General features: G+C 70.4%; 27 protein-coding genes and 1 pseudogene. 15 read left to right on the top strand and 13 right to left on the bottom strand.

From position 1 onward, the window contains the following. Positions 1–111 precede the first annotated feature (111 nt). The 3 genes from OG246_RS06500 to OG246_RS06490 form a co-directional block, all read right to left on the bottom strand. Positions 112–846 (bottom strand): Clp protease N-terminal domain-containing protein, encoded by a 735-nt coding sequence (locus tag OG246_RS06500; protein WP_266457154.1) that lies wholly within the window; start codon positions 844–846, stop codon positions 112–114. A gap of 445 nt (positions 847–1,291) precedes the next feature. Continuing rightward, on the bottom strand, positions 1,292–3,448 hold the full coding sequence (locus OG246_RS06495) for an ABC transporter permease (RefSeq protein ID WP_323178277.1): 2,157 nt from the start codon (positions 3,446–3,448) through the stop codon (positions 1,292–1,294). An 11-nt stretch (positions 3,449–3,459) separates the two neighbouring features. After that, positions 3,460–4,221: an ABC transporter ATP-binding protein gene (locus OG246_RS06490; protein WP_266457149.1), complete on the bottom strand. Its 762-nt coding sequence runs from the start codon at positions 4,219–4,221 to the stop codon at positions 3,460–3,462. 157 nt (positions 4,222–4,378) lie between these two features. On the opposite strand from OG246_RS06490, the gene OG246_RS06485 reads away from it, so the two are divergent. Beyond that, the gene (locus OG246_RS06485; RefSeq protein WP_266457147.1) at positions 4,379–5,503 is read left to right on the top strand and encodes a DUF2786 domain-containing protein; all 1,125 of its coding nucleotides are present in this window, start codon (positions 4,379–4,381) and stop codon (positions 5,501–5,503) included. A gap of 19 nt (positions 5,504–5,522) precedes the next feature. On the opposite strand, the gene OG246_RS06480 is transcribed toward OG246_RS06485, so the two are convergent. The 5 genes from OG246_RS06480 to rpmB form a co-directional block, all read right to left on the bottom strand. After that, the gene (locus OG246_RS06480) at positions 5,523–6,065 is read right to left on the bottom strand and encodes a DUF4232 domain-containing protein (protein ID WP_266457144.1); all 543 of its coding nucleotides are present in this window, start codon (positions 6,063–6,065) and stop codon (positions 5,523–5,525) included. 191 nt (positions 6,066–6,256) lie between these two features. Continuing rightward, a complete protein-coding gene (locus OG246_RS06475; RefSeq protein ID WP_266457137.1) occupies positions 6,257–8,047 on the bottom strand; it encodes a hypothetical protein in 1,791 nt (596 codons plus the stop codon). Between the two features lie 325 nt (positions 8,048–8,372). Next, entirely contained in the window at positions 8,373–8,882 is a 510-nt protein-coding gene (locus OG246_RS06470; RefSeq protein WP_266457134.1) for a hypothetical protein, read from the bottom strand. A 53-nt stretch (positions 8,883–8,935) separates the two neighbouring features. Beyond that, entirely contained in the window at positions 8,936–9,241 is a 306-nt protein-coding gene (rpsN, locus tag OG246_RS06465; protein WP_266457129.1) for a 30S ribosomal protein S14, read from the bottom strand. After that, entirely contained in the window at positions 9,241–9,477 is a 237-nt protein-coding gene (gene rpmB, locus OG246_RS06460) for a 50S ribosomal protein L28 (RefSeq protein WP_266457126.1), read from the bottom strand. Before rpmB ends, rpsN begins: the two co-directional genes overlap by 1 nt. Positions 9,478–9,539: 62 nt before the next feature. On the opposite strand from rpmB, the gene rpmG reads away from it, so the two are divergent. The 5 genes from rpmG to OG246_RS06435 all read left to right on the top strand — a co-directional run bounded on the left by rpmG (position 9,540) and on the right by OG246_RS06435 (position 11,972). Next, on the top strand, positions 9,540–9,704 hold the full coding sequence (gene rpmG, locus OG246_RS06455) for a 50S ribosomal protein L33 (protein ID WP_266457123.1): 165 nt from the start codon (positions 9,540–9,542) through the stop codon (positions 9,702–9,704). Between the two features lie 5 nt (positions 9,705–9,709). After that, on the top strand, positions 9,710–9,973 hold the full coding sequence (locus OG246_RS06450; RefSeq protein ID WP_266457120.1) for a type B 50S ribosomal protein L31: 264 nt from the start codon (positions 9,710–9,712) through the stop codon (positions 9,971–9,973). Beyond that, a complete protein-coding gene (locus tag OG246_RS06445; protein WP_266457117.1) occupies positions 9,973–11,142 on the top strand; it encodes a GTP-binding protein in 1,170 nt (389 codons plus the stop codon). The genes OG246_RS06450 and OG246_RS06445 overlap by 1 nt, the downstream gene beginning before the upstream one ends. 4 nt (positions 11,143–11,146) lie before the next feature. After that, positions 11,147–11,380, top strand: coding sequence for a 30S ribosomal protein S18 (rpsR, locus tag OG246_RS06440; protein WP_266457114.1), 234 nt, complete (start codon positions 11,147–11,149; stop codon positions 11,378–11,380). Between the two features lie 319 nt (positions 11,381–11,699). Continuing rightward, positions 11,700–11,972: a DUF397 domain-containing protein gene (locus OG246_RS06435; protein ID WP_266457112.1), complete on the top strand. Its 273-nt coding sequence runs from the start codon at positions 11,700–11,702 to the stop codon at positions 11,970–11,972. A gap of 78 nt (positions 11,973–12,050) precedes the next feature. Here OG246_RS06435 and OG246_RS06430 read toward each other — a convergent pair whose 3' ends face one another. Next, positions 12,051–12,557 carry an ATP-binding protein gene (locus OG246_RS06430; protein WP_266457109.1) on the bottom strand — a complete coding sequence of 169 codons (507 nt, stop codon included), beginning with the start codon at positions 12,555–12,557 and terminating at the stop codon, positions 12,051–12,053. Between the two features lie 358 nt (positions 12,558–12,915). On the opposite strand from OG246_RS06430, the gene OG246_RS06425 reads away from it, so the two are divergent. From OG246_RS06425 to OG246_RS06395, 7 genes are all read left to right on the top strand, one after another. Further along, positions 12,916–13,740: a helix-turn-helix transcriptional regulator gene (locus OG246_RS06425; protein WP_266463927.1), complete on the top strand. Its 825-nt coding sequence runs from the start codon at positions 12,916–12,918 to the stop codon at positions 13,738–13,740. Between the two features lie 188 nt (positions 13,741–13,928). Then, positions 13,929–15,389 (top strand): aldehyde dehydrogenase family protein, encoded by a 1,461-nt coding sequence (locus OG246_RS06420; RefSeq protein ID WP_266457106.1) that lies wholly within the window; start codon positions 13,929–13,931, stop codon positions 15,387–15,389. A 99-nt stretch (positions 15,390–15,488) separates the two neighbouring features. Then, on the top strand, positions 15,489–16,034 hold the full coding sequence (locus OG246_RS06415; protein ID WP_266457103.1) for a DinB family protein: 546 nt from the start codon (positions 15,489–15,491) through the stop codon (positions 16,032–16,034). A 62-nt stretch (positions 16,035–16,096) separates the two neighbouring features. Beyond that, positions 16,097–16,738: a PadR family transcriptional regulator gene (locus tag OG246_RS06410; protein WP_266457100.1), complete on the top strand. Its 642-nt coding sequence runs from the start codon at positions 16,097–16,099 to the stop codon at positions 16,736–16,738. A gap of 115 nt (positions 16,739–16,853) precedes the next feature. Then, a complete protein-coding gene (locus OG246_RS06405) occupies positions 16,854–17,837 on the top strand; it encodes an ATP-binding cassette domain-containing protein (RefSeq protein ID WP_266457097.1) in 984 nt (327 codons plus the stop codon). 89 nt (positions 17,838–17,926) lie between these two features. Continuing rightward, positions 17,927–18,655: an ABC transporter permease gene (locus OG246_RS06400; RefSeq protein WP_266463924.1), complete on the top strand. Its 729-nt coding sequence runs from the start codon at positions 17,927–17,929 to the stop codon at positions 18,653–18,655. 301 nt (positions 18,656–18,956) lie between these two features. Then, positions 18,957–20,039 carry a sialidase family protein gene (locus OG246_RS06395; protein WP_266457094.1) on the top strand — a complete coding sequence of 361 codons (1,083 nt, stop codon included), beginning with the start codon at positions 18,957–18,959 and terminating at the stop codon, positions 20,037–20,039. A 26-nt stretch (positions 20,040–20,065) separates the two neighbouring features. Here the strand turns inward: OG246_RS06395 and OG246_RS06390 are convergent, their stop codons facing one another. Both OG246_RS06390 and OG246_RS06385 read right to left on the bottom strand, forming a co-directional pair. Next, entirely contained in the window at positions 20,066–21,472 is a 1,407-nt protein-coding gene (locus tag OG246_RS06390) for a glutamate decarboxylase (protein ID WP_266457091.1), read from the bottom strand. Between the two features lie 8 nt (positions 21,473–21,480). Continuing rightward, a complete protein-coding gene (locus tag OG246_RS06385; protein WP_266457088.1) occupies positions 21,481–22,755 on the bottom strand; it encodes an ion channel protein in 1,275 nt (424 codons plus the stop codon). 131 nt (positions 22,756–22,886) lie between these two features. On the opposite strand from OG246_RS06385, the gene OG246_RS06380 reads away from it, so the two are divergent. Beyond that, a complete protein-coding gene (locus OG246_RS06380) occupies positions 22,887–23,654 on the top strand; it encodes a MerR family transcriptional regulator (protein ID WP_266457085.1) in 768 nt (255 codons plus the stop codon). A 109-nt stretch (positions 23,655–23,763) separates the two neighbouring features. Here the strand turns inward: OG246_RS06380 and OG246_RS06375 are convergent, their stop codons facing one another. Then, on the bottom strand, positions 23,764–24,129 hold the full coding sequence (locus OG246_RS06375) for a YbjQ family protein (protein ID WP_266457082.1): 366 nt from the start codon (positions 24,127–24,129) through the stop codon (positions 23,764–23,766). A gap of 158 nt (positions 24,130–24,287) precedes the next feature. On the opposite strand from OG246_RS06375, the pseudogene OG246_RS06370 reads away from it, so the two are divergent. Next, positions 24,288–24,911: pseudogene (locus OG246_RS06370) on the top strand (DedA family protein); the annotation flags it as partial. Positions 24,912–25,107: 196 nt separating this feature from the next. Here OG246_RS06370 and OG246_RS06365 read toward each other — a convergent pair. Then, the gene (locus OG246_RS06365; protein ID WP_266457080.1) at positions 25,108–26,769 is read right to left on the bottom strand and encodes a threonine/serine exporter ThrE family protein; all 1,662 of its coding nucleotides are present in this window, start codon (positions 26,767–26,769) and stop codon (positions 25,108–25,110) included. Positions 26,770–26,822: the final 53 nt, after the last annotated feature.

The following is a 26,822-nucleotide window of genomic DNA, read 5'->3' as shown; positions in this document are numbered from 1 at the left end:
CGAGTCTCGCAGGAGGGTCTGACAACAGCCCCGAAGCAGGCCTGCCGTTCTGTCCCGAAGCAGCCGTGCCGTTCTGCCCCGGGGGCGGTCGGTCAGCTGGCCGTGGCCTGTTCAGCCGGTCTGCTGGTTCGCCTTCACGATCTCCTCGACGACGTGGGCGATGTGGGCCTCGGCCGCCGTCTTCTCGACGCCGAGGCCGCTGAGAAGGCCCTCGCCGTTCTCGTGCTCGAGGAGGGCCAGGAGGATGTGCTCGGTGCCGACGTAGTTGTGGCCGAGGCGGAGGGCCTCGCGGAAGGTGAGTTCCAGGACCTTCTTGGCGGCGGGGCCGTACGGGACGAGTTCGGGGACGTCCTCGACGGCCGGCGGGAGCGCCGCGGTCGCCGCCTCGCGGACGGCGTCCAGGGTCACGCCCTGTGCGGTGATCGCCTTGGCGCCGAGCCCCTCGGGTTCGGCGAGGAGGCCCAGCACGAGGTGCTCGGGGACGGTCTCGGCGTTGCCCGCGGTCTTCGCCGCGTTGTGTGCGGCCATGACCGTGTTCCGGGCGCGGGGTGTGTAGCGGCCGAAGCCCTGGCTGGGGTCGAGGTCCGACTCCGCCTTCGGGACGAAGCGCTTCTGGGCGGCCTGGCGGGTGACTCCCATGCTCTTGCCGATGTCCGTCCAGGACGCGCCCGAACGCCGGGCCTGGTCCACGAAGTGGCCGATCAGGTGGTCGGCGACGTCGCCCAGGTGGTCCGCGGCGATCACCGCGTCCTGGAGCTGGTCGAGTGCGTTGGTGTGGACCTTCTTGATGGCGTCGATGAGGTCGTCGAGACGTACGGATGCGGTGCCGGGTGGGTTCGTGGTCATGTGTCAACCGTAGGTTGACAGTAGGAGAGTGTCAACCCGAAGTTGACACCGCTGTGGGGGGTGAGGGGACAGGTTTTTCGCCCCCTCCGCCCCTACCCGTCCCGTACCTGGGGGCTGCGCCCCCAGACCCCCGCTTTCGGCCTGGACGGCCTCGTCCTCAAACGCCGGACGGGCTGAAGCCGCGGCGCCCGCGGGTGGGTGGGGGATAGGGACGGCACCGCTCGTTCTCAAGCGCCGGACGGGCTGAAGCCGCGGCGCCCGCGGGTGGGTGGGGGATAGGGACGGCACCGCTCGTTCTCAAGCGCCGGACGGGCTGAAACCCCAGCCCCCGTGGGTGGGGGATTGGGGCGGCACCGCTCGTCCTCAAGCGCCCGACGGGCTGAAACCCCGTGGGGGATCCGGACGGCACCGCCCGTCCTCAAACGCCGCACAGGCAGGACGGCGATCACCCCCGCCCCCAAGCCCCCGCCCCCGAAGCCCCCACCCCGATCACCAGGCACACCCCCACGCACCCGGCCACCACCCCCCACGGCACCCCCACCCCCACCGGCGCCGACAACCTCCCCAACGCCGCCGCCAACCCCGCGAGGTTCACCGCGGCGACGGTGCCCCCGAGCAGCGCCCCCACGCCGACCCCCACCACCGTCTCGCCCGCGACCACGCGCAGCACCTGCCCGTGAGTGGCCCCCGCGAGCCGCAGTGACCGCAGTTCCGCGCCCCGCGCGGAGGTGGCCATCAGGAGTGTCCCGGCGAGTGAGATCCCGGTGTAGACAAGGGCGATGCCGAGGACGACCAGCAGCCCCAGCCGGGTCTGTGGGCCGGTGCGCGGATGGGTGGCGGCCAGCCATGCCGAGGTGGTCCGGACCGTTCCGCCGGTCGACCGCAGCGCCGCGGCGACCGCCGACCGGTCCGCACCGCGCGCCACCCGCACATCGAGCCGGTCGACCGTGGCGCCCGGCGCGTTCGCCGAGGTCACATACGCCCCGTTGTCCCCCGTCCCCTGCGCAAGGACCGCGACGATACGCAGCCGGGCGGGCCGTCCGTCCCCGAGCCGGACCCCGACCCACGAGCCCACCTCGTGCCGCTCCCACTCCTCGTTCACGACGATCGAGCGGTCGTCGAGATCGCGCACGTCACCCGCCACCACCGGAAGCCGAGCCACCGACGCGAACGCCGCCACGTCGCTCACCGCCCGCGCGTCGGACCGTATGAGAGCCGTCCCTTCCTCCAGTACGAAGACCGCGGTGGAGGCGGTGGCCGAGACCGTGGCTCCCGCCACCCGCACCACCCCCGAGGCGCCTCCCAATCCCGCGCCCAATCCCGCTCCCGATCCCTCCCCAGTGACCACGAACTCCCCCCGAGTCTGCTCCCGCGCCTCCGTCGCCCTCGCCCCCGTCACCGTCGCCGCCGACCCCAGCAGCGAACCCGCCAGCGCGACCGTCACCAGAACGGGAGCCGCCACGGCGGCGGTTCGCCGCACGGAGGTGGACGCGTTCTCGCGGATGAGGAGCCCGCCGGCCCCGGGCAGCAGATCCAGCCGGAGCAGCCGTACGACCGGACGCACCAGGATCGGCGCCAGCGCAGCCACCCCCGTGATCAGCACCATCGGCTGCGTCACGTACGTCTTCCGCTTGAGCAGTGCGGCCGGATCCGTCCCCAACGTCCAGGCCAGCAGCCCGAGTCCGGCCGCGAGCAGTGTGAAACCGACCGCCCGCCGCGACCACGGCATCAGGCCCGTGTCCACCGACGCCTCGCGCAACGCCTCGACGGGACCGATACGGGCCGCCCGCCGCGAGGCCGCCCACGCACCGGCGACGGCCACCAACAACCCGACGCCATAGGCGACTTGGTAGGGCCAGCTCACCGACCCCCGCAGCGCGAACCACGGAGGTGCCACGCCGCCGTCCACCAGCGCCCGCACCAGCCATGGCGCTGCCCAGGATCCCCACACACATCCGACCGCCGAGGCCACGAGCCCCACCGCGACCGCCTCCCCGAGCACCATGCGCCGCACCTGACCGGGCGTCGCCCCGGCCATCCGGAGCAGCCCGAACTCCCGCCGCCGCAGCGCGACTACGAACGCGAACGTCGACGCCGTCACGAAGACCGACACGAAGGCCGTGACCCCGGCGGCGGTGCCCAACAGGGAGTTGACCCCGACCAGCGCCTCGGCGTCGCGAGCGGCGGAGGGGTCGGCCTGGTGGCGGTCGTCGCCGGTCAGGACACGGCCGCGGTCGCCGACAAGCTCTCGTACGGCCGCGACGGGGGCATCGACACCGACCGCGTCCCGTACGTCCCCGTCCACCTGGACTTGTCCCAATTCCCGCAGCTCGGCGATCAGTTCACTGTCCACAGGGTGTGGATGCGCCAGCTTCTTCGACACCGGGGCGGTACCCGGCCCCCGCCGGACCTCCACCGTGAGCGTGTCCCGGCCCATCACCACGACCGGCGACGAGGCGAACCTCTCCGGCGCCCGTGGGGATGCGTCGAGGGAGGCGGTGAGGCCGAGCCCCATCGCCGTCATCACGGCGACTCCGAGCGCGACGGCGACGAAGGAGCCGAGGAGGGACGCCCAGCGCGCACGCAAGGACGACAAGGTCAAGGCTGCCAAGGTCAGCACGCCACACGCCCCAGACCGGTCGGCCTGGTGGGTCCGGTCGGTCCGGTCAGTCCGGCCATGTGCCCGGCGATCTCCTCCGCCGAAGGGGCCGCCAGCTCCCCGCTCACCCGCCCGTCGACCAGGAACACCACCCGGTCCGCGTACGAGGCGGCCACCGGGTCGTGCGTGACCATGACCGTCGTCTGGCCTTCGCGGTCCACCAACTCCCGTAGCAGGGACAGCACTTCGCGGCTCGTCCCGGTGTCGAGGGCGCCCGTCGGCTCGTCGCCGAAGAGCACGGACGGGCGGGTGATCAGCGCCCGGGCGAGCGCCACCCGTTGCTGCTGCCCGCCGGACAGCTGCGACGGCCGGTGTCCGGCGCGGTCCGCGAGACCCACCCGGGCCAGCGCCTCCCGCACCGCCCCGCGCGCGGGCCGCCGCCCGGCCAGCCGCAACGGCAGTGCCACGTTCTGCGCGGCCGTCAGTGACGGCAGCAGGTTGAACGACTGGAACACGAACCCGATCCGCTCCCGCCGCAGCAGCGTCCGCCGCCGCTCGCTCAGCCCGGCCAGCTCGACCCCGTCGACGGCCACGGTCCCGGAACTCGGCCGCTCCAGCCCGGCCGCGCACTGCAGCAAGGTCGACTTCCCCGACCCCGACGGACCCATCACGGCGGTGAAGGTCCCGGCGCCGAAGTCCAGGTCGACCCCGTCCAGGGCGGCCACGGCGCCAAAGTCACGGCGCAGGGATCGGATACGTACGGCTGTGGTGTCCATGCCCTCCAGCGAACCGTCCGGAGACCGCCAGGACACGACCACCAGAGGGTCTCCTGCGGGTAGGGCCAGCCATACCGCAGGCCGGGCCGTACCTGCACGCCGGGCCATACCCGCAGGCCGGGCCGTACCACCGGTCGGCCCGTGACACGATCGAGGGATGAGCAGCAGTACGCCCAGCACCGTGGAGCGTGCCTTCGAGGCCGCCCTCTACGCCGACTCCGACGCGGCCCTCGACACCGGCGCCTCGATGCTCGCGGCCGACCCCGCTTCGGACTCCGAACTAGCCCACCGCGGCGAGGAGTTCGTCGCCGGGGCGTGGCGGCGCGGCTGGCAGCCCGCCGATCTCGTACGGTTCGTGCGGCGCGAGCTGGAGGACGTACACGTACACCTGGTGTCGGCGCTGATCGTGAGCGAGAGCCGGGAGCCCCGGGGCCCGCGCTGGGCGGCACAGCTCGAAGAACTGGACGCACAGCCACCCCGCACCGACCGCTTCTCCTACGCCACGGCCGCCCTGGAGCTGTACCGGCTGCTCCTCCGTCTCCCCTCCATCGAGCCACTGGACGTACCCGCGGGGACAACGGCCGCCGCCCCGCAGGACTCCCGCATGCTCACCCGCATCCGTGCCCTGCTGGCGAAGGCCGAGGCGACCGGGTTCCCGGAGGAGGCGGAGGCGTTGAGCGCCAAGGCGCAGGAGCTGATGGCGCGGCACAGCATCGACGAGGCGCTGCTTGCGGCCCGTACGCATGCCAAGGACGCGCCCGGAGCCTGCCGGATCGGGGTCGAGGCGCCGTACGAGACGGCCAAGGCGGTGCTCCTGGACGCGGTGGCCGGGGCGAACCGCTGCCGCGCCGTGTGGAACGACGCCCTCGGCTTCTCGACCGTCGTCGGCTTCGAACCCGATCTGGAGGCGGTCGAACTCCTCTACACCTCACTGCTGGTGCAGGCCACCGCCGCGATGACGAAGGCGGAGGCGGCGCAGCGGGCGGGCGGACGGAAACGTACGAAGACCTTCCGGCAGTCGTTCCTGGCCGCGTACGCGCACCGGATCGGCGACCGGCTCGCGTCCGCCGCGGAGAGCCAGGAGAGCCAAGTGACGGCTGCCGAGGGGGAGTTGCTGCCGGTCCTGGTGGCCCGCGACGTGGCGGTCGCGGACCACATGGAGCGCATGTTCCCTCAGACGGTGACCACCAGGCTGCGCGGGGTGACCGACGCGGCCGGCTGGGAGGAGGGGGCCGCGGCGGCGGACCGGGCGCAGGTCAGGGGGCGACGCCCGATCCCGTGACCGTTGCGTACTAGGGGGCTCAGTCGCCCGCGTGCTGGAACGGGCTCACGGAGGCGTCCGGGTCGCTCGCCTCGGTCTTCCCCGCGACGGGGCCGTACGACCACGGGAAGTCCTTGGTGGCGGTGGCGCCCGGCAGGCTGATCTTCACCGTCTTCGCGTCGAGGCTCTTGGCGTCGGCCGCGTCGCCCCGTACGTAGGTGATGGTGAAGGTCGCGGTGTCGTCCTTCGCCAGGGTCAGCTTCTCCGGCTGTGCGGCCTCGTCCCCGGCCACGGTCGCGGAGGACTCGCCGGCGTTGAGGTCGATGACGGGAAAGCCCTCCAGCGTGCACTGGTCGCCGCTGTTGGTGATCGTGAAGGGCACGATGCCGGTGTCGCCGGCGGCCGGGGCCTCGCTGGCGGGGCCGACCTCCAGGCCGACCTGGCCGATCTCGCAGGCAGTGGCGGCGGCAGCGGCATCCGTGGCGGAGGCCGTGGCCTTCGTGTCGCTGCCACCGCCATCGCTGCAGGCGGTCAGGGTGAGGGCCGCCACGAGGGCGGTGACGGCGATCGGTATGGCGCGCATGTTCTGGTTCCCCTGAGATCGTGACGGTGCTCCCAGGATCATCACGCATATCGCTGTGCTCCCGTTCCACCACCCCCGGCCGCCCAGCTCATCCCCGCCCCTTCCGCCCGGCCTCCTCTCCGGACCGCGCCCCCCGAAACTCCGTACGCTGGCGGAATGAGCTGGCTCCGGGCGCTGCTCGCGCACGCGGTCTACCGTTCCTGAGTTGATTGGCCGTTGTTGGCCATGTCGGGCGTTCCGAACAGCGTGAGCTGGTGTGGAACGCTGGGCCCCCGAACGGTGGTGGGGCCGTGGGGCGGGTGCTTTCCGGGTGGGCGCGTTCGCGTCTGACGTACCACGGGTGTGGTGCTGCGCGTCGTCCTGCCTGGAGCTGTCCGCTCCGTGCGGTCTGGGGTGTGGTGACTCGGCGGTGTGGGGACGGCTGGCCCGGTGTGATCCTCCGGTCGCACGGCCCCCGCCTCTGCACGCCGGATGGCGTGGGTGGTGGGGGTTTGGCGGGGTCCGTCTTTCCTGCGCCGGGCCGTGCAGCCCAGACCGCGTCTGCCGACGACCACCGCGGCGGCATGATGCCCCGTGACGGTGGTGGTCGATCCGGTGGAAGCCTGTTCTTTCAAGGCGCCCAGCCAGTGCTGGGCGCCCCACTTGCTGGTGTACGCGGGGTCCACCGCGATCACCGAGAGCCCGGAATGGTGCGCCATCCCGGCGAGCCGGTCGCGGAACTTCGCGGTCGGGATCCCGGCCACCGTGCGGCGGAAGGCTTTACCGCGCCTGCCCCGGCCGAGCTTCTCCCGGCCGGTGGTGCGGACGTCGGCGAAGTCCAGGTTCTCGATCACCAGCGCCGCGCAGTCGTGGAGTTGGGCGAGGTGGATGAGCTGGGAGATGGCCTCGCGCAACCGGGCATCGCGGGTGGAGGCTGGCAGGCCCGTCAACTCCAGGGGGAGAGTGTGGGGTTGGCCGACGGGGTTGCCATGCGGGTCGAGGATCCAGGCGGCGAGGTGGTCGGCGTTGACGTCGACGGCCAGCACCGGGTGAGCGCGCAGGACATCCAGAGTCGGGGCAGGAGGCTGCTGACCCTTCTTCGCGGTGGACCAGGAGGCGTCGAGGTACCAGCGCCCGCGTCCGGGGTCGTAGGTGATGTCGTAGCGCACCGGCGCCCCCGTGCTGATCGGGTCGGCCCACTGGTGACCACGGTGGGTGAAGACGGCGGCGGCGTCCAGGAGGTAGCGGCCGCGCGGGGCGTTTGCGTGCTGCTGGCGCAGGGGTTCGGGCAGGACGAGGGCGATGGTGCCGTCGGTGGGGTTGATGCTGATGGTGTAGTTCCCGAACGGCGCCCCGGCCTCTCCATCCGCTGTCAGGAACATCCGCCGCGCCGACCACTCCTCACCCCAACTGCCCAACTCCGCTTGCCAGGCCGTCGCGGTCAGCGGCTTCGGCCCGGGCGCGGTGTCGTAGAGGTGATGGCGGGAGTTCAGCAGCCTGCGCCCGCCCCGGGCGACCCGCACCCGGCCGGAATCCCGCTCCCGTACCGCCTGCCGCAGATCACCTTTCAGGATCTGCAGGCGCTGCTGTTTCGCCCGCAGCTCCCCGTGGTCCGCGTACCCGCGCACAGTACGACGCCCCCGACGGACGCTGGTACCGGCTGGGACGGCGAGGCGGGCCTCGATCGCGCCGATGGCTCGCCGCAGGGAGCCGATCCGGGCGTTCAACGCCCGCCGTCCCAGCTGGTACTGGTCCTCGGAAGTCCGGGTGATCGCACCCGCCCACCGCGACGACGACCGGCTGGTCAGGGCCTTCTTGCGCTCCGCCCGCCGGGTGTTCGCCGCCGGTACGTTCCCCATCCGTACCCGCTGAGCGAGGTCCGCTCCGGCCAGCGAACCCAGATGCTCCCCCACCGCCCGCAGTACCACCGCGTCCGTCGGCGAGAGGTGCAGCCGGGTCCGGATCCGGCAGCCGGACGGCGGCGCGACCACGAACGGGGCCACCAGTGCACGGTAGGGGCGCAGCTCACGCCCCTTCCCGCCCCGCACTCGCTTCCCCACCCCGTACACCCCCTGCCACGCCCGTGATGATCTCGACGAGCCGAAACTAACGCCGCATCTCACTCCCGTGGCGCACATGTCGGCGATTGGCAAACAAGTGATCCATTCCGTATGGCAATGCCCGAAAACGATCACCAGTCAGACCTTCATCACACACCGCACCAACCGGCCCGAAGTGGTCAGCCTTGACTCACCAAACCAGGAACTACTCCCAACGTGAACGGGCCGCGGAACCCGAAGGATTCCGCGGCCCGGCAGTGAGAGAACGTCAGCCCAGACTCGCCGTAGGCAACCCACTGGGCAGCTGCCCGCCCTCGGACCGCGTATACGACTCCGCGCCGAGATCGCCCTCCCACGTGACCTTCATGGCCGTACCGCTCACGGAGTCGACCATCCCGACCGCGCGGTCCTTGTTGCCGTCCGTGCAGGTGAGGCGGATCATCCGCATGCCCGACTCCTCGCCTGCGGTACCGCTGCACACCGTGCCGCCGGTCTCGAAGAGCCCCGCCTGCGTGCCGGTGATCACCAGCGCCACGGCCTTGCCATCGGTGGTGGCCAGCCAACTGCCCTCCAGCTGGCCGCCGGAGGAGGCGGAAGGGGATCCCGAACCGCCGCCCGTGTCGGCCGAGCCGCTCGCGGACGCGCTGGGGCTCGCGGACTCGTCCGCGGAGCCGTCGTCGCCGCTGCAACCGGTCAGCACGAGCGCGGCGGCCAGGGCCGCGACCGCGGACACTGCCGCGATACGTGCCTGACGCAGCGGGAAGGTCGCCGAAGCCACTGAAGCCCCCAAGTGTGGTGAAGATGCCGGGTCACCGGAATGACCGCAGCAAGTTACCAGGAGGACTTGCGAACCCCCGGAAGGAATCCGGCGTGCGCTTGCTCACGCAGATTCACCCGGGAGAGGCCGAAGGTACGGAGATAGCCGCGGGGGCGGCCGTCCACGCTGTCCCGGTTGCGTACGCGGGTGGCGCTGGCGTCGCGCGGCTGCCTGCGCAACTCCTCCTGGGCGGCGAGCCGTTCGGCCCCGCTCGACGAGGGCCGGCGGATGATCTCCTTCAGCTCGGCCCGCCGGCCGGCGTACCGCGCGACGATCTCCTGGCGCCTGTCGTTCTTCGCGATCTTGCTCTTCTTCGCCATCAGACCTTCCCTCCTCGGGCGCGAATCCTCGCCACGGCCGCCTCGACGCCGATCGTGTCGACCGTCTTGATCCCCCGCGCGCTCAGCCGCAGCCGTACGTGGCGGCCCTCGCTCGGCAGCCAGTAGCGCTTGCGCTGGATGTTGGGGTCGAAGCGGCGTGAGGTGCGCCGGTGGGAGTGGGAGATCCGATTGCCGAAACCCGGCTGGGCGCCGGTCAGCATGCAGTGGGCGGACAAGGGTGACGCACCTCTCCAGTTCGCTGGTTGGTAATGGGAGTCGTTTTCAGTAAGGTACCAGCATGGCACGCAACGAACTCCGTCCGGTCGTCAAACTCCGGTCGACGGCCGGGACCGGCTACACGTACGTCACCCGCAAGAACCGCCGGAACGACCCGGACCGGATGGTCCTGCGCAAGTTCGACCCGGTCGTCCGCAGGCACGTCGACTTCCGAGAGGAGCGCTGACCGTCATGCGCGAAGGAATCCACCCGTCGTACGGCCCGGTCGTCTTCCGGGACCGCGCCGCGAACCATGCCTTCCTCACCCGCTCGACGCTCTCCGCCACGGCGGGCGAGAAGACGATCGAGTGGGAGGACGGCAACACCTACCCCGTCTTCGACGTCGAGATCTCGAACGTGAGCCACCCCTTCTACACGGGCAACGCGCGCGTGCTGGACACCGCGGGCCGCGTGGAGCGCTTCGAGCGACGGTTCGGCAAGCGCGGGGGCCGCTGATGGACGGCGGGGGGCTGTCCGTCGCGATCGTCGGCGGACTGCACGCCGATGCCCGCAGGGCGGCCGTCGAGCGTCTCCTTGTGGACGTCCCGAACAGCGTCGCGCTCCACCACGACCTTTCAACGGCCGCTGCGGGCACGGTCCTCCGTACGGTCCGGGACGCCGTTGGCGTGCTGTCCGTCGGCGAGGCTCCCCTCGTCAACGACTGCGCGTGCTGCGCCCTGCGCGAGGACCTGGTGCCGGAGCTGGAGCGGCTGGCGGACGAGGGGCGTACAAGGCTCGCGGTCGTGGAGCTGTGGGACTCGGTCGAGCCGAAGGCCATGGCCGAGGTCGTGGCGTCCAGCGGTCTCACGCTGACCGGCGTGATCACCGCAGTCGACCCCGCCCTGCTGCTGCCCTACCTCGGCAACGGCGACGACCTCGCCGACGGCGGCCTGGCCGCTGCCACCACCGACCAGCGCACGGTCGCCGACACCTTCGCCCGCCAGCTGGAGTACGCGCCCGTCCTCGCCATCGTTCCCTCCGAGGAGGCGGACGACGAGGACCGCGCGCTGCTGGCCCAGTTGCATCCGACGGCCCGGCAAGTGCCGATCGGGGAGGGCGACTTCGGCTGGCCGCTGCCGACTCCCCGCTCTCCCCTCGCCGAAGCAGCCCTCGCCGGGTTCGACGTCGAAGCGGCCGCCGCCGCCCAGCACCCCGCCTGTGCGCTGCTGCCGGCCGATGCCGACGAGTGCGGGGTCGCCACTCTCGTATGGCACCGGTGCCGTCCGTTCCACCCGGAGCGGCTTTACGAGGCGCTGGAGGATCTGACCTGCGCGGCCGCGCGCAGCCGGGGGCGGTTCTGGCTCGCCGACCGGCCCGACACGCTGCTGCACTGGGACGCGGCCGGGGGTGCGCTGTGCGTGGAGAGCGCGGGCCCGTGGCTGGCCTCGCTACCGGACGCGGCGTGGGACATGGTCCCGCCGGTGCGCCGGGCCGCCGCCGCCCTCGACTGGCACCCGGAGCACGGCGACTGCTGCCAGCACCTGGTCTTCACCTCTCCGGGTCTGGACCGCGACGGACTTGAACTGCTCCTGGAGTCCTGCCTGTTGACCGACGCCGAGTACGCCGCCGGACGCACCGCCTGGAAGCGGCTGCCGCCCGCCTTCGACAACCTCCTGGAGGTCTGACCCCATGGCTCGCAAGCCCGAGCGCAAGCCCGCGAAGTCCCGCCCCAATCCGCTGGACCGCGAGAAGATCACATACATCGACTACAAGGACACGGACCTGCTGCGCCGCTTCATCTCCGACCGCGGCAAGATCCGCAGTCGCCGGGTCACCCGGGTGACGGCGCAGCAGCAGCGGATGCTGGCCCGCGCGATCAAGAACGCACGGGAGATGGCGCTGCTGCCGTATTCCAGCCGCTGAGAGGATCGCCGGTTTTCGCCCCCAATTTGTACAGATTTCACGGACGTTGGAACACCGTGGCCGTCGTGCGCGTCTCTTCTTACGAGCACGGGGGGCTGGAGGTCGTGTGTAACGCGATCTTCTGGGAATGCGCTGGACCGGCTGTAGTCGTCTGTACAACCGCCTGTAGTCGAAGTGGCGGCAAAAGCTGTAACCACAGGACCACCCCGCGTGCACGTGCATCTGCCCATGCATCTGCACATGAACAGAGCTATGATCCGGGTCAGTTGACCACTGCATCAATGGCCACATCAGCCACTGCACGACCGGGGAGCGACCTGTGGACCACGACGTGTACGACGTGGATTTCGTGGATGACGTGTACAACGGCATGGCTGCGACAGAGCTGAACGGAGTGGCCTGGCAGAAGAGCCGGCACAGCAACTCGCAGGGTTCCTGCGTGGAGTTCGCGCGGCTGCCGGGCGGCGACGTCGCCGTGCGGAACTCGCGGTTCCCCACCGGGCCCGCGCTCGTCTACACGCGCGCCGAGATCGAAGCCATGCTCCTGGGCATCAAGGACGGCGAGTTCGACCACCTGGTGGCAGGCGCCTGAGTACTGAACCGAGTGTGACCGCCGCCTGGCGGTGAGTAACGCGCGTAGAACCGCGGCGCCAAAAGGCGCCGCGGTTCTCTATTCGCCCGGAACGGTGGCCGGTATCGCGGCCGGAGCCGGCGGCAGCCGGAACAGCGCCCACACGACCTTGCCGCTGAGGGTGCCGGCGAGCGGGTGCCAGCCCCAGCTGTCGGCGAACGAGTCGACCAGGAAGAGGCCGCGGCCCGACTCCGCCGAGAAGTCCTCGGAGTCTCCCGCGACCGGGCTGTCGTGACTGGGGTCGCGCACCGCGCACACCAGACGCTCGGTCCAACGCATCAAGTGCAGCCGCACGGGCGGGCCTTGGTCGTCCACGCGGGGCTTGTCCGAGGGCAGTGCGTGCCGCAGCGCGTTGGTGACGAGCTCGGAGACCACCAGACAGACATCGTCGAAACGGTCGCCGACGTCCCACTGGTCGAGCGTTCTGCGGGTGAACTGCCGCGCCTCACGCACCGCTTCGTAGCGGGCGGGCAGGGCGCAGGAAGCGGCGTTGGACACGGCCGCGGGATCGAGCGGCGGAAGTCCCTGCCGTAAGGGCTCGAGCATGGTCGATCCATTCGTCCCCATGCGAGGCACTCCCGGGTGTTCGCGGTCGTTGCGATGCAGCGGTGGCGCGAGGACCATGGTTCCGAATGCGTAGAGCAGATGCAAGGGCAGATGCACGTGCACGCGCCCGAATTGGACCTTCCTCTACCAGTTCTTGCTCATTTCTTCTGTCACCTTCTTCACTCTTGTTGTCTCTCCAGTGGTCTCTTCCTGTGGCAGTCCTTTGGATCCTTTCCATTTCTGTAACCGAACGAGTACAGCTCGAAGTGTTTTAGTGGCAGACTGCGGGCCCTGAAGACGGTTGGGGAGGCGGACGAACGTGAGCGCTGGTGAGTCGAGCGGCTCGGTGGTGCGGCGCATGCTGCTCGGATCGCATCTCAGGCGCCTGCGAGAGGCGCGTGGAATCACCCGTGAAGCGGCCGGTTACTCGATCCGCGCCTCCGAATCGAAGATCAGCCGCATGGAGTTGGGACGGGTGAGCTTCAAGACGCGCGACGTCGAGGACCTGCTGACGCTCTACGGCATCATGGACGAGGTCGAGCGCACCTCCCTGGTGTCCCTCGCGAAGGAAGCCAACGTCGCGGGCTGGTGGCACAGTTACTCGGATGTCCTGCCCAGCTGGTTCCCGACCTATGTCGGCCTGGAGGGCGCCGCCCATCTGATCCGGGCGTACGAAGTGCAGTTCGTGCACGGCCTGTTGCAGACCGAGGCGTATGCGCACGCGGTCGTCACGCGCGGCATGAAGGGCGCGAGCGTCGCCGACATCGACCGGCGCGTGGCGCTGCGTCTGGAGCGCCAGAAGTACCTGGTCGCCGAGAGCTCCCCCGAGTTCCACTTCGTTCTCGACGAGGCCGCCCTGCGCCGGCCGTACGGCGACCGCGAGGTGATGCGCGGACAACTCCAGCATCTGATCGAGGTGTCGGAGCGTCCCAACGTACGACTTCAGGTCATGCCGTTCAGCTTCGGCGGCCACTCGGGAGAGAGCGGCTCCTTCACGATCCTCAGCTTCCCCGAGTCCGACCTCTCCGACGTCGTCTACCTGGAGCAGCTCACCAGCGCGCTCTACCTGGACAAACGCGAGGACGTCACGCAGTACGAGAGCGCGCTGAAGCAGTTGCAGCAGGACAGCCCGGGCCCGTCCGAGAGCCGCGACCTGCTCAGGGGGCTGCTCCAGCTCTCCTGAACCCCAGGGTCCACTCTGGAGCCCTCCTGTGGATCCGCTTCGAGTCTTCACAGACTCTCCAGAGTTGTTCTCCAACTCCCTTGAAACACAAGTACGATGACGTCTGATCAGACGTTGATCGTTGTTGATGTCTGCTGACTCAGACTTGAGTGTCTGTGCCTCGGCAGCACAGGGATTTGAGGGAGCACATGTCGTCCTACTTCACCGACCTGGCCCAGCAGTACATCGACGGTGAGTGGCGCCCAGGGACCGGGTCCTGGGACATCATCGACTTCAACCCGTACAACGGCGAGAAGCTGGCGTCGATCACCATAGCGACGGTCGACGAGGTCGACGAGGCCTACCGCGCGGCCGAGCGCGCCCAGAAGGAATGGGCCGCGACCAACCCGTACGCGCGCCGTGCCGTCTTCGAGCGCGCTCTGAAGATCATCGACGAGCGCGAGGCGGAGATCACCGAGGTGATCATCGCCGAGCTCGGCGGCACGTACCTCAAGGCCGGCTTCGAACTGCACCTCGTCAGGGAGTTCCTGCGCGAGTCGGTCAATCTGGCGCTGCGCCCCGAGGGCAAGATCCTCCCCTCGCCGGTGGACGGCAAGGAGAACCGCGTCTACCGCGTCCCCGTCGGTGTCGTCGGCGTGATCAGCCCCTTCAACTTCCCCTTCCTGCTGTCCCTGAAGTCCGTCGCCCCGGCGCTGGCGCTCGGCAACGGTGTGGTGCTGAAGCCGCACCAGAACACCCCGATCGTCGGCGGTTCCCTGGTCGCCAAGATCTTCGAGGACGCGGGCCTGCCCGGCGGCCTGCTGAACGTCGTCATCACCGACATCGCCGAGATCGGCGACGCCTTCATCGAGCACCCGGTCCCGAAGGTCATCTCCTTCACCGGCTCCGACAAGGTCGGCCGCCATGTGGCCACCGTCTGCGCCTCGCACTTCAAGAGCGCGATCCTCGAACTGGGCGGCAACAGCGCGCTGGTGGTCCTGGAGGACGCGGACATCGACTACGCGGTCGACGCGGCGGTCTTCAGCCGGTACGTCCACCAGGGCCAGGTCTGCATGGCCGCCAACCGCGTCCTCGTGGACCGCTCGATCGAGGCCGAGTTCACCGAGAAGTTCGTCGCCAAGGTCAAGACGCTGAAGGTCGGCGACCCGACCGACCCGACGACGGTCATCGGCCCGGTCATCAACTCCTCCCAGGCGGACGCGCTCACCGGCGTGGTCGACCAGGCGATCGCCGAGGGCGCCACCGCCCTCGTGCACGGCACCACCACCGACAACCTCGTCGAGCCGAGTGTCCTGACCGGTCTGCCGGCCGACTCGGCCATCCTCCAGCAGGAGATCTTCGGCCCGGTCGCCCTCCTCATCCCCTTCGACGGCGAGGAGGAGGCCGTACGCCTGGTCAACAACACCCCGTACGGGCTCAGCGGCGCCGTCCACACCGCCGACGTCGAGCGCGGAGTCGGCTTCGCCAAGCAGATCGACACCGGCATGTTCCACGTCAACGACGGCACCGTCCACGACGAGCCCCTCGTCGCCTTCGGCGGCGAGAAGCACTCGGGCATCGGCCGCCTGAACGGCGAGGCGACCGTCGAGGCGTTCACCACGCAGAAGTGGATCTCGGTGCAGCACGGGCGGAGCTTCTTCCCGTTCTAGCCTCTTTGCAGTGACCGGGCCCTTGCGGACAGAAGCTGACCGCAAGGGCCCGTAGCTTCATCGGTGTCAGGCAAGAAGACCCGATGAAAGGCGGCCGACATGGTCACTCACGTTCCCGCAGAGGCGTACGGCGACGAGCGCGGCGCGCTCCTGGCCTTCGCGGAGGCCCAGCGTGGCGGCCTCCGGCGCGCGGTGCTGGGGCTGGACGACGAGCAGGCGGCGCTGCGGCCCAGCGCCAGCGAGCTCTCGCTGTCCGGACTCGTCAAGCATGTCGCCGAGTGCGAGCTGAACTGGCTGCGGCTGGCCCAGCAGAAGCCCAATGAGCGGGCGCGCACGGAGGAGACCTGGGGGGACGGCTTCCGGCTCGCCGAGGGCGAGACGGTGGCCGGGACCCTCGCCTTCTGGGACGGGGTGGCGCACGAGACCGAGGAGTTCATCCGGTCCGCGGGATCCCTGGACGACACCTTCCCGCTGCCCGAGGCGCCCTGGTTCCCCAAGGGCGAGGTCTCGATGCGCTGGCTCATGCTCCATCTCGTCGAGGAGTTCGCCCGGCACGCCGGCCACGCCGACATCATCCGCGAGTCCCTGGACGGCAAGACGGCCTTCGAGCTGGTCGCCCAGGAGCAGGGCACCTCCTGGGGGTGAGACGGGACGCCAGGGGCACACCGCGTCCTGGAGGTCAAGCGGCGGGTCCTAATGTGGACCACATGTCAGCGATCCGTCTCCTCGTGCTCGGCGCCGTCCGCCAGCACGGGCGGGCCCACGGCTACCAGGTCCGCAACGACCTGGAGTACTGGGGCGCGCACGAGTGGTCCAACGCCAAGCCCGGCTCGATCTACCACGCGCTCAAGCAGATGGCGAAGCAGGGCCTGCTGCACGCGCACGAGATCGCGCCGTCCACGGTCGGCGGCCCGCCGCGCACCGAGTACGAGATCACGGACAAGGGCACCGAGGAGTTCCTGGCGCTCCTGCGCGAGTCCCTGACCTCGTACGACCAGAAGATGGACGTCCAGTCGGCGGGCATCGGCTTCATCGTCGACCTGCCGAGGGACGAAGCGGTGGCCCTCCTGAAGGAGCGGATCCGGAAGATCGAGGAGTGGCGTGGTGCCGTCACCGAGCACTACGTGCCCGAGGACGGCCCCGAACAGCTCGGCCACATCGGCGAGATCATGAACCTCTGGGTGCACACCGCCGACTCCGACGCCGAGTGGACGCGCGGCCTGATCGCGCGGATCGAGCGCGGGGCGTACACCTTCGCGGGCGAGGGCGAGCCGTTCGTCGCCGTCCTGGCCGAGGGTGAGGAGAACCCGTACGCGACGGGGATGCCGCATCCCGGGGATCGCGGCTAATCAAGTTTGACGAATGACTTCGGGCGAGTTACTTTCGATGGGTAGTCAAGTTTGATTACTGGGTTTGGCCACTGGCCGGATCGCTTGGCTTGATCACTGGGCGAAGGGGGATCGGATGACCGACGCGATCGTCGCTGAGGGCGTACGGAAGCGGTACGGCGACAAGGCGGCACTGGACGGACTGGACCTGGCGGTGCGCCGCGGCACCGTCCACGGCCTGCTCGGTCCGAACGGCGCGGGCAAGACGACCATGGTGCGCGTGCTGACCACCCTGCTGCGTCCCGACGAGGGCCGGGTCGAGGTCGCCGGGTACGACGTGGCGCGCGAGGCCGGCCGGGTACGGCACCGCATCGGCCTGCTCGGCCAGCACGCCGCGCTCGACGAGGAGCTCGGCGGACACCAGAACCTGGAGATGTTCGGCCGGCTCCACCACCTGGGCGCCCGCCACGCGCGCGTGCGGGCCGACGAGCTCCTGGAGCGCTTCGACCTCGCCGACACCGGGCGCAAAGCGGTCAAGCAGTACAGCGGCGGCATGCGGCGCCGCCTGGACCTCGCCGCGTCCCTCATCACCGAGCCGGAGGTGCTCTTCCTGGACGAACCGACGACCGGGCTCGACCCACGAGGCCGGGCGGAGGTGTGGGCCGCCGTCCGCTCCCTGGTCGGCGGCGGCACCACGGTCCTGCTCACCACGCAGTACCTGGAGGAGGCCGACCAGCTCGCCCACCGCATCTCCGTCGTCGACCACGGCCGGGTCATCGCGGACGGCACGGCGGACGAACTGAAGGCCCGCACCGGCGGCGACCGCATCGACGTGGTGCTGCGGGACGGCGGCCAACTGGGCGCCGCCGTCGCCCTGTTGCCGTTCCCCGGGGACGGCGTCTCGGTGGACACCGACCGCCGTCTCATCAGCGCCCCGGTCACCGACCGCATGGCGGCGCTGGCGGGGGTCGTACGCGCCCTGGACGAGGCCGGCATAGAGGCGGAGGACATCGCGCTGCGGCGGCCGACGCTGGACGAGGTGTTCCTGGATCTGACGGGGGGCGGGCGCCGTACTGACGAGCCCCGCGTGGACGAGCACCGCATGGAGGAGACCGTATGAGTACGTACGAGGCGACCCGTCCCGGGGATTCACGGGCTCCACGGGCTTCGCGTGCTCCAGGGGCCGACATCCTGACCGACTGCTGGACCATGACCCGCCGCGAACTCGCCCACTGGGCACGGCAACCCGTCCAGGTGCTCGTCGGCCTGGTCTTCCCCGTGATGCTGCTGCTGATGTTCGGCTATCTCATCGGCGGCGGCCGGGGCGTCCAGGGCGACTACGTCGACTTCCTGGTGCCCGGCATGCTCGCGCTGACCATGGCCTTCGGCCTGGAGGGCACGATGCTGGCCGTCACCCAGGACCTCAACAAGGGGGTGATCGACCGCTTCCGGTCGATGCCGATGACCAACGGCGCGGTCCTGGTGGGCCGTTCGGTCGCCGACATGCTGCAGTCGGCGCTGGGCCTGGCCGTGCTGATCGGCGTCGGGTATGCGATCGGCTGGCGCGCGCACGGCACGTTCGCGGCGTTCCTGGGAGCCGTCGGGCTGCTCCTGCTCTTCCGGTTCGCCATGCTGTGGATCGGCATCCACCTCGCGATGGTCGCCGGAAAGCCGGAGATGGTGCAGGCCGTGCAGATCCTGGTCTGGCCGGTCGGCTTCCTGTCCAACGCGTTCGCGACCCCGGACTCCATGCCGGGCTGGCTGGGCACGGTGGTCGAGTGGAACCCGATGTCCCAGACGGCGACGGCGGTACGGGACCTGTTCGGCGGGCCGGGCGGGGAGCCGGGCCACGTCTGGGCGGCCGTGGTCTGGCCGCTGGCACTGCTGGCGGTGTTCTTGCCCCTGGCGGTGCGGAGGTTCGGGGGGCTCAGTAAGTAGTTCGGGGGCTGAGTAGATAGTTCGGGGGGCTGAGTAAGCAGACGTACGGCGCCCTCAGCCCTGCGCCTGAAAAGTCGTCGCGAGGAAGTGGGAACCCGAGCGCGGCGAGCGGTGTACCAGAAATGACGGTGCGTCGCGGGATCGGGGGAATCTCATGAGGTGGGGCAGGGGCAGGGGCAGGGGCGCGGGCTCAGGCACGGGCACGGGCACGGCGGTTGTGGCTGCCGTACTGGGCGTACTGGCACTGTTGGCCGGCTGCTCGGGCTCCGGCGCGGATACCGCTGCGCGTACGGATCCGGGTGTGAGCAGCAGCGCCCCCGCCCCGACGGGGGTCTCGCCTCCCCGTATCCCCTCGTCACCGGACCTGCCCGGAGGTCCGCACGCCGTGGGCTTCGCGTCGGACGCCAGCGGGTTCGCGCTGCTCGCGCGGTGCGGGAAGACGCGCTGCCGGCAGTACGTCGCGGTGCTCGACAAGGCCGCCGACTCCTGGCGCCTCGCGCGCTCCCCGCTGCCGGACGTGCGGGGCGACCTCGGCATCACGGCGGGGCTCGTGGTGCTGGGACCCGGCCGCGCGCTGATCACCGAGGGCAAGTGGCCGCCGCCGGACGGGACCTGGTTCACGGGCGACGGCGGCCGCAGCTGGCGGCGCGGCTCCGTCGCCCCTTCGGGCACGACCGCGGCGGTGCCCGAAGGAGGCGCCCTGGTCCCGGACTGCTCGCGGCCGGACAGCGAGGGGAACGGATGCGCGCCGTCCCGCCTCCTCGTGATCCACCCCGGCACGGGCAGATTCCAGGTCCTGGCCCACCAGCCTCCGCTGGCGGGTGAGCTGATCCCGGCGGGGGAGACCGCGGGCGGACTCCTCTTCGTCTCCGGCGCCGACCCGGGCTCCGGCGCCCCCGCTCTCGCCGTCAGCGAGGACCGCGGGCGCACCTGGCGTACGGCCCTGATCGCCCCGTCCGAGGAGCGCGGCTGGGGCATGCGCGTGGTCGCGTCCGGAGATGTGCTGTACGCGCTTCATCCGGGCCAGCTGCCCGAGGAGGAGGGCGTGAAGAACGGGCTGCTCGCCCTGTACCGCAGCACCGACGGTGGCCACACCTGGGAGCAGGTCTGGAAATACCGTAAGGGCGTGGACCCGCGCTCCTCGATCGGCGATCCGGTCGCCGCCGTCGACGGCAGCCTCACCATCCACGGCGAGGACGCCGTCTGGCGCAGCACCGACGGCGGCCGTTCCTTCAAGGAGGCCAGGGGCTCGCAGGGCCTGGGGGGTTCGGCGACCGTGACGCCGCTCGGCTACGTGATGGGCGGCAGCTTCGGCACCGGGAGCTATCGCATATCCGCCGACGGCGTGCACTGGCACAGCTTCGACCTGGGCGACGGCACCTGACAACGGCGGCTGCCCGGACGGCCGGCTCAGTGGTGGAAGCCGGTGGCCGCACCCTTGTCGCGCGTCAACGGATGCGACTGTCGGCGCAGTTCAGGCAGCAGTCGTCCGAGGTCGTCCACGAACAACTCGGCGAGGTCCGTCGAGAAGCCGTTGCGGCACACCACCCGCAGCACCGACAGGTCCTCGCGGTTGGCCGGGAAGGTGTACGCGGGCACCAGCCAGCCCCGCTCGCGCATCCGCCGGGACACGTCGAAGACGTCGTAGGCGGTCACGTCGGGTCCCGTCGTGAAGGCGAAGACCGGCAACTCATCACCTCGGGTCAGGAGTTGGAAGTCGCCCAGTGCCTCGACACGCCCGGAGAGTGCGAGCGCCACGTCACGGGTCGTCTGCTGCACGGCCCGGTAGCCCTCCCGGCCCAGCCGCAGGAACGTGTAGTACTGCGCCACCACCTGGGCGCCGGGCCGGGAGAAGTTGAGCGCGAAGGTCGGCATGTCGCCGCCCAGGTAGTTGACCCGGAAGACGAGTTCCTCCGGCAGCTCGTCAGCCGACTTCCACAGCGCCCAGCCGACGCCCGGGTAGACGAGGCCGTACTTGTGGCCCGAGGTGTTGATGGACGACACCCTCGGCAGCCGGAAGTCCCAGACCAGGTCCTCGTCGAGGAAGGGGGCGACCATCGCGCCGGACGCGCCGTCGACATGCACCGGGATGTCGAGCCCGGTCCGCTCCTGAAGGGCGTCGAGGGCCGCGCACAGGTCGGCGATCGGCTCGTAGGACCCGTCGAAGGTGGACCCGAGGATGCCCACGACCCCGATGGTGTTCTCGTCGCACAGCTCGGCGGCGGCCTGGGGGTCGAGGTGGAACCGGTCGCCCTCCATGGGGACTTGGCGCGCCTCGACCTCCCAGAAGTTGCAGAACTTGTCCCAGCAGACCTGGACGTTGACGCCCATGACGAGGTTCGGGCGAGCCGCGGGATAGCGGTCGGCGTTGCGCTGGGCCCAGCGCCGCTTCAGCGCCATCCCCGCGAGCATGCACGCCTCACTGGACCCGGTCGTCGAACAACCCACGGCGGCCGACGGGTCGGGTGCGTTCCACAGGTCGGCGAGCATGGCCACACAGCGTCGCTCCAGCTCCGCGGTGCGCGGGTACTCGTCCTTGTCGATCATGTTCTTGTCGCGGCACTCGGCCATCAGCACCCCGGCCTGCGGCTCCATCCAGGTGGTGACGAAGGTGGCGAGGTTCAGCCGCGAGTTGCCGTCCAGCATCAGCTCGTCATGCACGAGTTGATACGCAGTGGTGGGCGGCAGCGGCCCGTCCGGGAGCCGGTGCTTGGGCGGGGCCTCTGTCATGCCGCCGACCGGATTGGTCTCCCCGAAGAAGGGGTTCACGGACATCGGGCGCTCGTCGCGCTTCTCTGGGCCTTTGTGGAGCGGCATGGCATCTCCTAGCGGATCGGGGTTCCGTCGTCGTGAAGCTGCATTTTGGGGCGCCCGGTGACCAGCAGCCAGGCCGGCACCGACGCCAGTACGAGGAGCGGCAGCACGGCAGGGTCCGACACCAGGACCGCCGCGGTGAACAGGCTGATCCAGCCCTGCCTGGTGACGGCGAGCAGTACGCCCAGGACGCCGCACACCACGCCGATCGTGGGATGCACCTGGGGCACCAGCGCGTGCGCACACAGTCCCAGGGCTACCCCCGCGAAGACGGCGGGAAAGATCCGGCCGCCCCGGAAGCCGCACGCGGCGGCGACCGCGAGGGCGGCCAGTTTCACCACGGCCATCAGAGCGAACCGCCCCGCCGACCAGCCGTCCGGGTCCGCGGCCAGCACCTTCACCTCGTCCAGCCCCTTGAAGAGGGTCAGATGCCCGCCCAGGGCGCCAAGGAGCCCGAGGACGAGCCCGCCCGCCGGAATCGTCAGCATGGGGTGCCCGAGCCGGGAGAAGGCGCCGTGGACGTAGGGGAAGGCGTACACCGTGGCCATCCCGGCCACCGCCGCGACCGAGGCGACCACCAGGGCGGACAGGAGGTCGCCCCAGTGCGGTCCGGTGTAGTCGGGCAGAGACAGGTTGAAGCTCGGGTGGGCGAGCAGGTCCATGGTCAGCGCGCCGGTGCCGCCCGCGACGAGTGGCGGCAGCAGCCGGTCCCAGAGGGCGCCGGGGCCCGGCCGCCCGGCCAGCACCTCGGAGAAGACCAGCGCGGCCGCCACCGGCGTCCCGAACAGCGCGCCGATCGTGCCCGCGGCCGCCAGCATCATCCACACGGCGGCGGGGGAGCGGGGGGCGACCTTCCTGCCCAGCCAGTACGCGAGGGCGATGTTGGCGGCCGTGATCGGGTTCTCGGGGCCCAGGCTCACCCCGCCCGCCAGCGCCAGGACCGTGGCGAGGAGCAGCCCGGGCAGCACGCGGAGCGGCAGGGGCGGATCGACCAGGCCGGTGGTGGCCGGGTCCGGTCCCGCGTGCCCCGGCACCTTCCACACCACCAGGCCCACCGCGACACCGGTCGCCGTAAGCATCACCATCATCCAGAGCACGGAGTAGCGGCCCACGTCCAGCGCGTCCGGAAGGGTCTCCCACAGGACGTCCTGGAGCTGCTCGGCCAGCAGACTGACGCCCAGCAGGACGAGCGCCGCGACCACACCGACCACCACGGAGGGCACGATCAACGGCAGCAGACGCCGTGCGGGGGTCTGTGCCGGCTCCGCCGGGGCTTCGGTGCTCACGCGCACACCCTAAGTGGGCGAAACCGACATAACACCTCGGGGAATCCGCCTCGGAATCCCCGGGATTTCCGACTTGCACCTCACGTCACGTGAGGCCTCAGCCTGAGAGGCGTACGGAGAAGGGAGCGGAAGTGAGTTATCCAGTGGGCCAGGTCGCCGGTTTCGCCGGGGTCACGGTGCGCACGCTGCACCACTACGACGAGATCGGTCTGCTCGCGCCGAGCGGGCGCAGCCACGCGGGCCACCGGCGCTACAGCGACGCCGACCTCGACCGGCTGCAGCAGATCCTGTTCTACCGGGAGCTCGGCTTCCCCCTCGACGAGGTCGCCGCCCTGCTCGACGACCCGGAAGCGGACCCGCGCGCGCATCTGCGCCGCCAGCACGAGCTGCTGACCGCCCGGATCGAGAGGCTGCAGAAGATGGCGGCGGCCGTGGAGCACGCCATGGAGGCACGCAAGATGGGCATCAATCTCACGCCCGAGGAGAAGTTCGAGGTCTTCGGGGACAAGGATCCGGAAGCACACGCCGAAGAGGCCGAACGGCGCTGGGGCGGTACGGAGGCGTACGCCGAGTCGCAGCGCCGCGCCGCCCGCTACACCAAGGACGACTGGAAGCGCATGCAGGCCGAGGTGGCCTCCTGGGGCGAGCGGTACGACGCCCTCATGGAGGCCGGTGAGCCGCCGACCGGTGAGCGCGCCATGGACATGGCCGAGGAGCACCGGCAGCACATCACCAAGTGGTTCTACGAGTGCTCGTACGAGACCCACCAGGGGCTCGCCGGGATGTACGTCTCCGACGAGCGCTTCAAGGAGTTCTACGACTCCATGCGGCCGGGGCTCGCCGAGCACCTGAGGGACGCGATCGGGGCGAACGCGGCCAGGCACTCCCAAGGAGCGTGACGGTAAGGGGCGCCCGCCATTGCGGACGCCCCTTACCGCATGCACTGAACCGCACGCACTGATCCTCGGCGCAGGCGTGCGCTGCTGCCTACCGCCTACCGCCTGCTCCTCATTCCTTGACCAGGACCACCGCCGTCCCGTAAGCGCACACCTCCGTGCCCACGTCCGCCGCCTCCGTCACGTCGAAGCGGAACATCAGCACGCCATTGGCGCCACGCGCGCGTGCCTGCTCGACGAGCCGTTCCATGGCCTGGTTGCGGGTCTCCACGAGGGTCTTGGTGAGCCCCTTGAGCTCACCGCCGATCATCGACTTCAGACCCGCGCCGATCTGGCTGCCCAGATGCCGGGAGCGCACGGTGAGGCCGAAGACCTCACCGATGACTTCCTGGACGCGGTAACCGGGTGCGTCGTTCGTCGTCACGACCAGCACGTCCGACTGGGGGACCTGACCGCCGCCGTACTCTTCGATGCCCATGGCGCACAGCTTTGTACGGCTCACAGCTTTGTACCAGTTGGCACACAGTGCACCCTCTGGACACCGGTGGAACCTGGGGGAGCCCCATTGCGTTGATAGTTTTGGTCGGCCGTATGTGGACCGCCGTCCCTTCCTTCACCCCTCAGGAGCCCGGAACCGTGACGACGCTTGCTCTCGGACCAAGCTGGCTGGATCCGAACACGCTCCTGGACAACTTCGGTATCTGGGGCCTGCTCCTCATCGTCTTCGCCGAGTCCGGCCTGCTCATCGGCTTCTTCCTGCCGGGCGACTCGCTGCTGTTCACCGCCGGACTGCTGATCACCGCGGGCACGCTGGACTTCCCGCTGTGGGCGGCGATCGCGCTGATCTGCGTCGCGGCGATCCTCGGTGACCAGGCGGGCTATCTGTTCGGCAAGAAGGTCGGACCCTCGCTCTTCACCCGCCCGGACTCCCGCCTCTTCAAGCAGGAGAACGTGGTCAAGGCCCACGAGTTCTTCGAGAAGCACGGGCCCAAGTCCCTGGTCCTGGCCCGCTTCGTGCCCATCGTGCGCACGTTCACGCCGATCATCGCCGGCGTCAGCGGCATGAAGTACCGCTCGTTCATCACGTACAACATCATCGGTGGTGTCCTCTGGGGCGCCGGCGTCACGGCGCTCGGCGCCTGGCTCGGCAACATCGAGTTCGTGCACAAGAACATCGAGGCGATCCTGATCCTGATCGTCCTCATCTCGGTCGTCCCGATCGTCATTGAGTACCTCCGGGCGCGAGGTAAGTCCAAGAAGGAAGCCGCCCAGGCTCCCGAGGCACCCGCCCTCGACGAGACGGCCCAGCTGCGGGTACCCCCGCTCCAGCAGCACCAGAACCAGCACCAGAACCTGGACCAGCCCCAGCACCCGAATCAGCACCAGGACCCGCAGCAGCCCCCGCGCGGTGGCCGCCACGCCAAGCGGTAGGCAGTCCTCGTACGACTGGAAGCCGCTAGAAGCCGCGCGTCCGCTTGGCCGCGCGGCGGCCGCCCGCCGTACTCGCGCCCGGGATCCGCAGGAACAGCCGGGAGATCTCGGACCCCAGGTTCACGCCGATCGCGATGGCCATCGCGAGGGCGGCGGCCTTGGTCAGGGACACGAGCCCCTTGTCGAGCTCGTTCTGCGCGATGGACAGCAGGCCGAAGTAGGTGGCCGAACCCGGCAGCAGCGGTCCGATCGCGGCCGTCGTGTACGGGAGCGCGGACGCGAACCGGTAGCGGGACAGCAACTGCCCGAACAGGCCCACCAGGCCCGCCGCCACGGCCGTGGAAGCGACCGGTGAGATACCGCCCGCGTAGTGCATCGCCCCGTACACCGACCAGGCCACGCCCCCGTTGAGGGTCACCGGGAGCACGGTGGACCGCTCCTGCTGGAGCAGCACCGCGAAGGTGAGCGACAGCAGCATGGACGCGGCGATCTGCAGCAGCGGCCGCTCGGAGATGCTCAGCGCCTGGTCCGGATTGAGCTCGGCGCCCAGCTTCACGCCGAAATAGAGCACAAGAAGGACCCCGACAACGATGCCGACAAAGAAGTACATGACTTCCAGCAGGCGCGCGGACGCGGTGATGTAGAAGCCGGTCAGACCGTCCTGCACGCCCGCCACGAGCGCCCGCCCGGGCAGCAGCGCGAACAGCCCACCGGTGATCACCGCGGACGCCTTCACGTCCATGTGCGCGAGCTGGATCGCGACACCGATCGCGGCGGGGGGCGTCGCGGCCACCGTGAACTGGTAGAACTCCGGCAGCCCGCGCCCCGCGCACAGCCATGCGAGCCGGTCGCCCAGCATCGCGCCGAGCGCGGCGGCCACGAACACGAGGGCGTCACCGCCGACGAGCACCGAGGCCGCGCCTGCGAGCAGCCCGGTCGCCGAGGTCAGCACCCAGCCGGGGTACGGGTGCCGGTTGCGCCGCATCTCGGCGAGCCGCCCGTACGCCTCCTCCAGCGAGATCGCGGCCTCCGGGTCGCTCAGATCGTCCACGAGCCGGAAGACGGCCGCGAGCCGCGTGTAGTCGGTGCCCCGGCGGCGTACGGTCCTGGACGCCGTCACGGGGTCCTCGACCAGGGACGGCTGGTGCGAGATGGACAGCAGCGTGAAGGTGACGTTCGGCTCGCAGCGGTCCAGGCCGTAGCTGCGGCACACGGCGAACATCGCCGCCTCCACGTCCTCCGCGCCCTCACCGCCCGCGAGCAGCAACTCGCCGATACGCAGGGTCAGGTCGAGCACGCGCGGGATGGCGGGCCCCGACTCGTCCTCCTTGCGGACCAGTTCGGGCGCGGGCCGCTCGGTCACCGGCATGCGCAGCATCTCGCGCATCCGGTCCTGCCACGGCACGTCCTTGGTCAGCTTGACCATGGGGATGCCGGTCGGCGGCGTGAACGCGGGATGGGCGTGCTGCGCGCTGTACGAGGCCGGGGTGCTGAACGCCGAACCCTCGGAGTCGGCCCCGGCCGGCTGCGGTGCGCCGAACCCCTTCGGGAGCGCGAACTCGGACGTGGTCGACGACTCGTCATCGACCACCGGGATCTGCGGCGGCGCCACCCCGGCCGGCTGAGCGAAGGCACTCCTCGCCTCGTCCGACTGCGGCTTGCGGTCTTCCGCCTCCGGGTCCGCCACCAGCTCCTGCCTCACCTCTCGTACGCGTGCGTCTCCTGCGTACCTTCCGTATG

Source organism: Streptomyces sp. NBC_00620 (assembly GCF_026341825.1).
Classification (GTDB): Bacteria; Actinomycetota; Actinomycetes; order Streptomycetales; family Streptomycetaceae; genus Streptomyces.
Note: the sequence above shows the minus strand (reverse complement) of the source record. Positions and strands in the feature narration are given on the sequence as shown.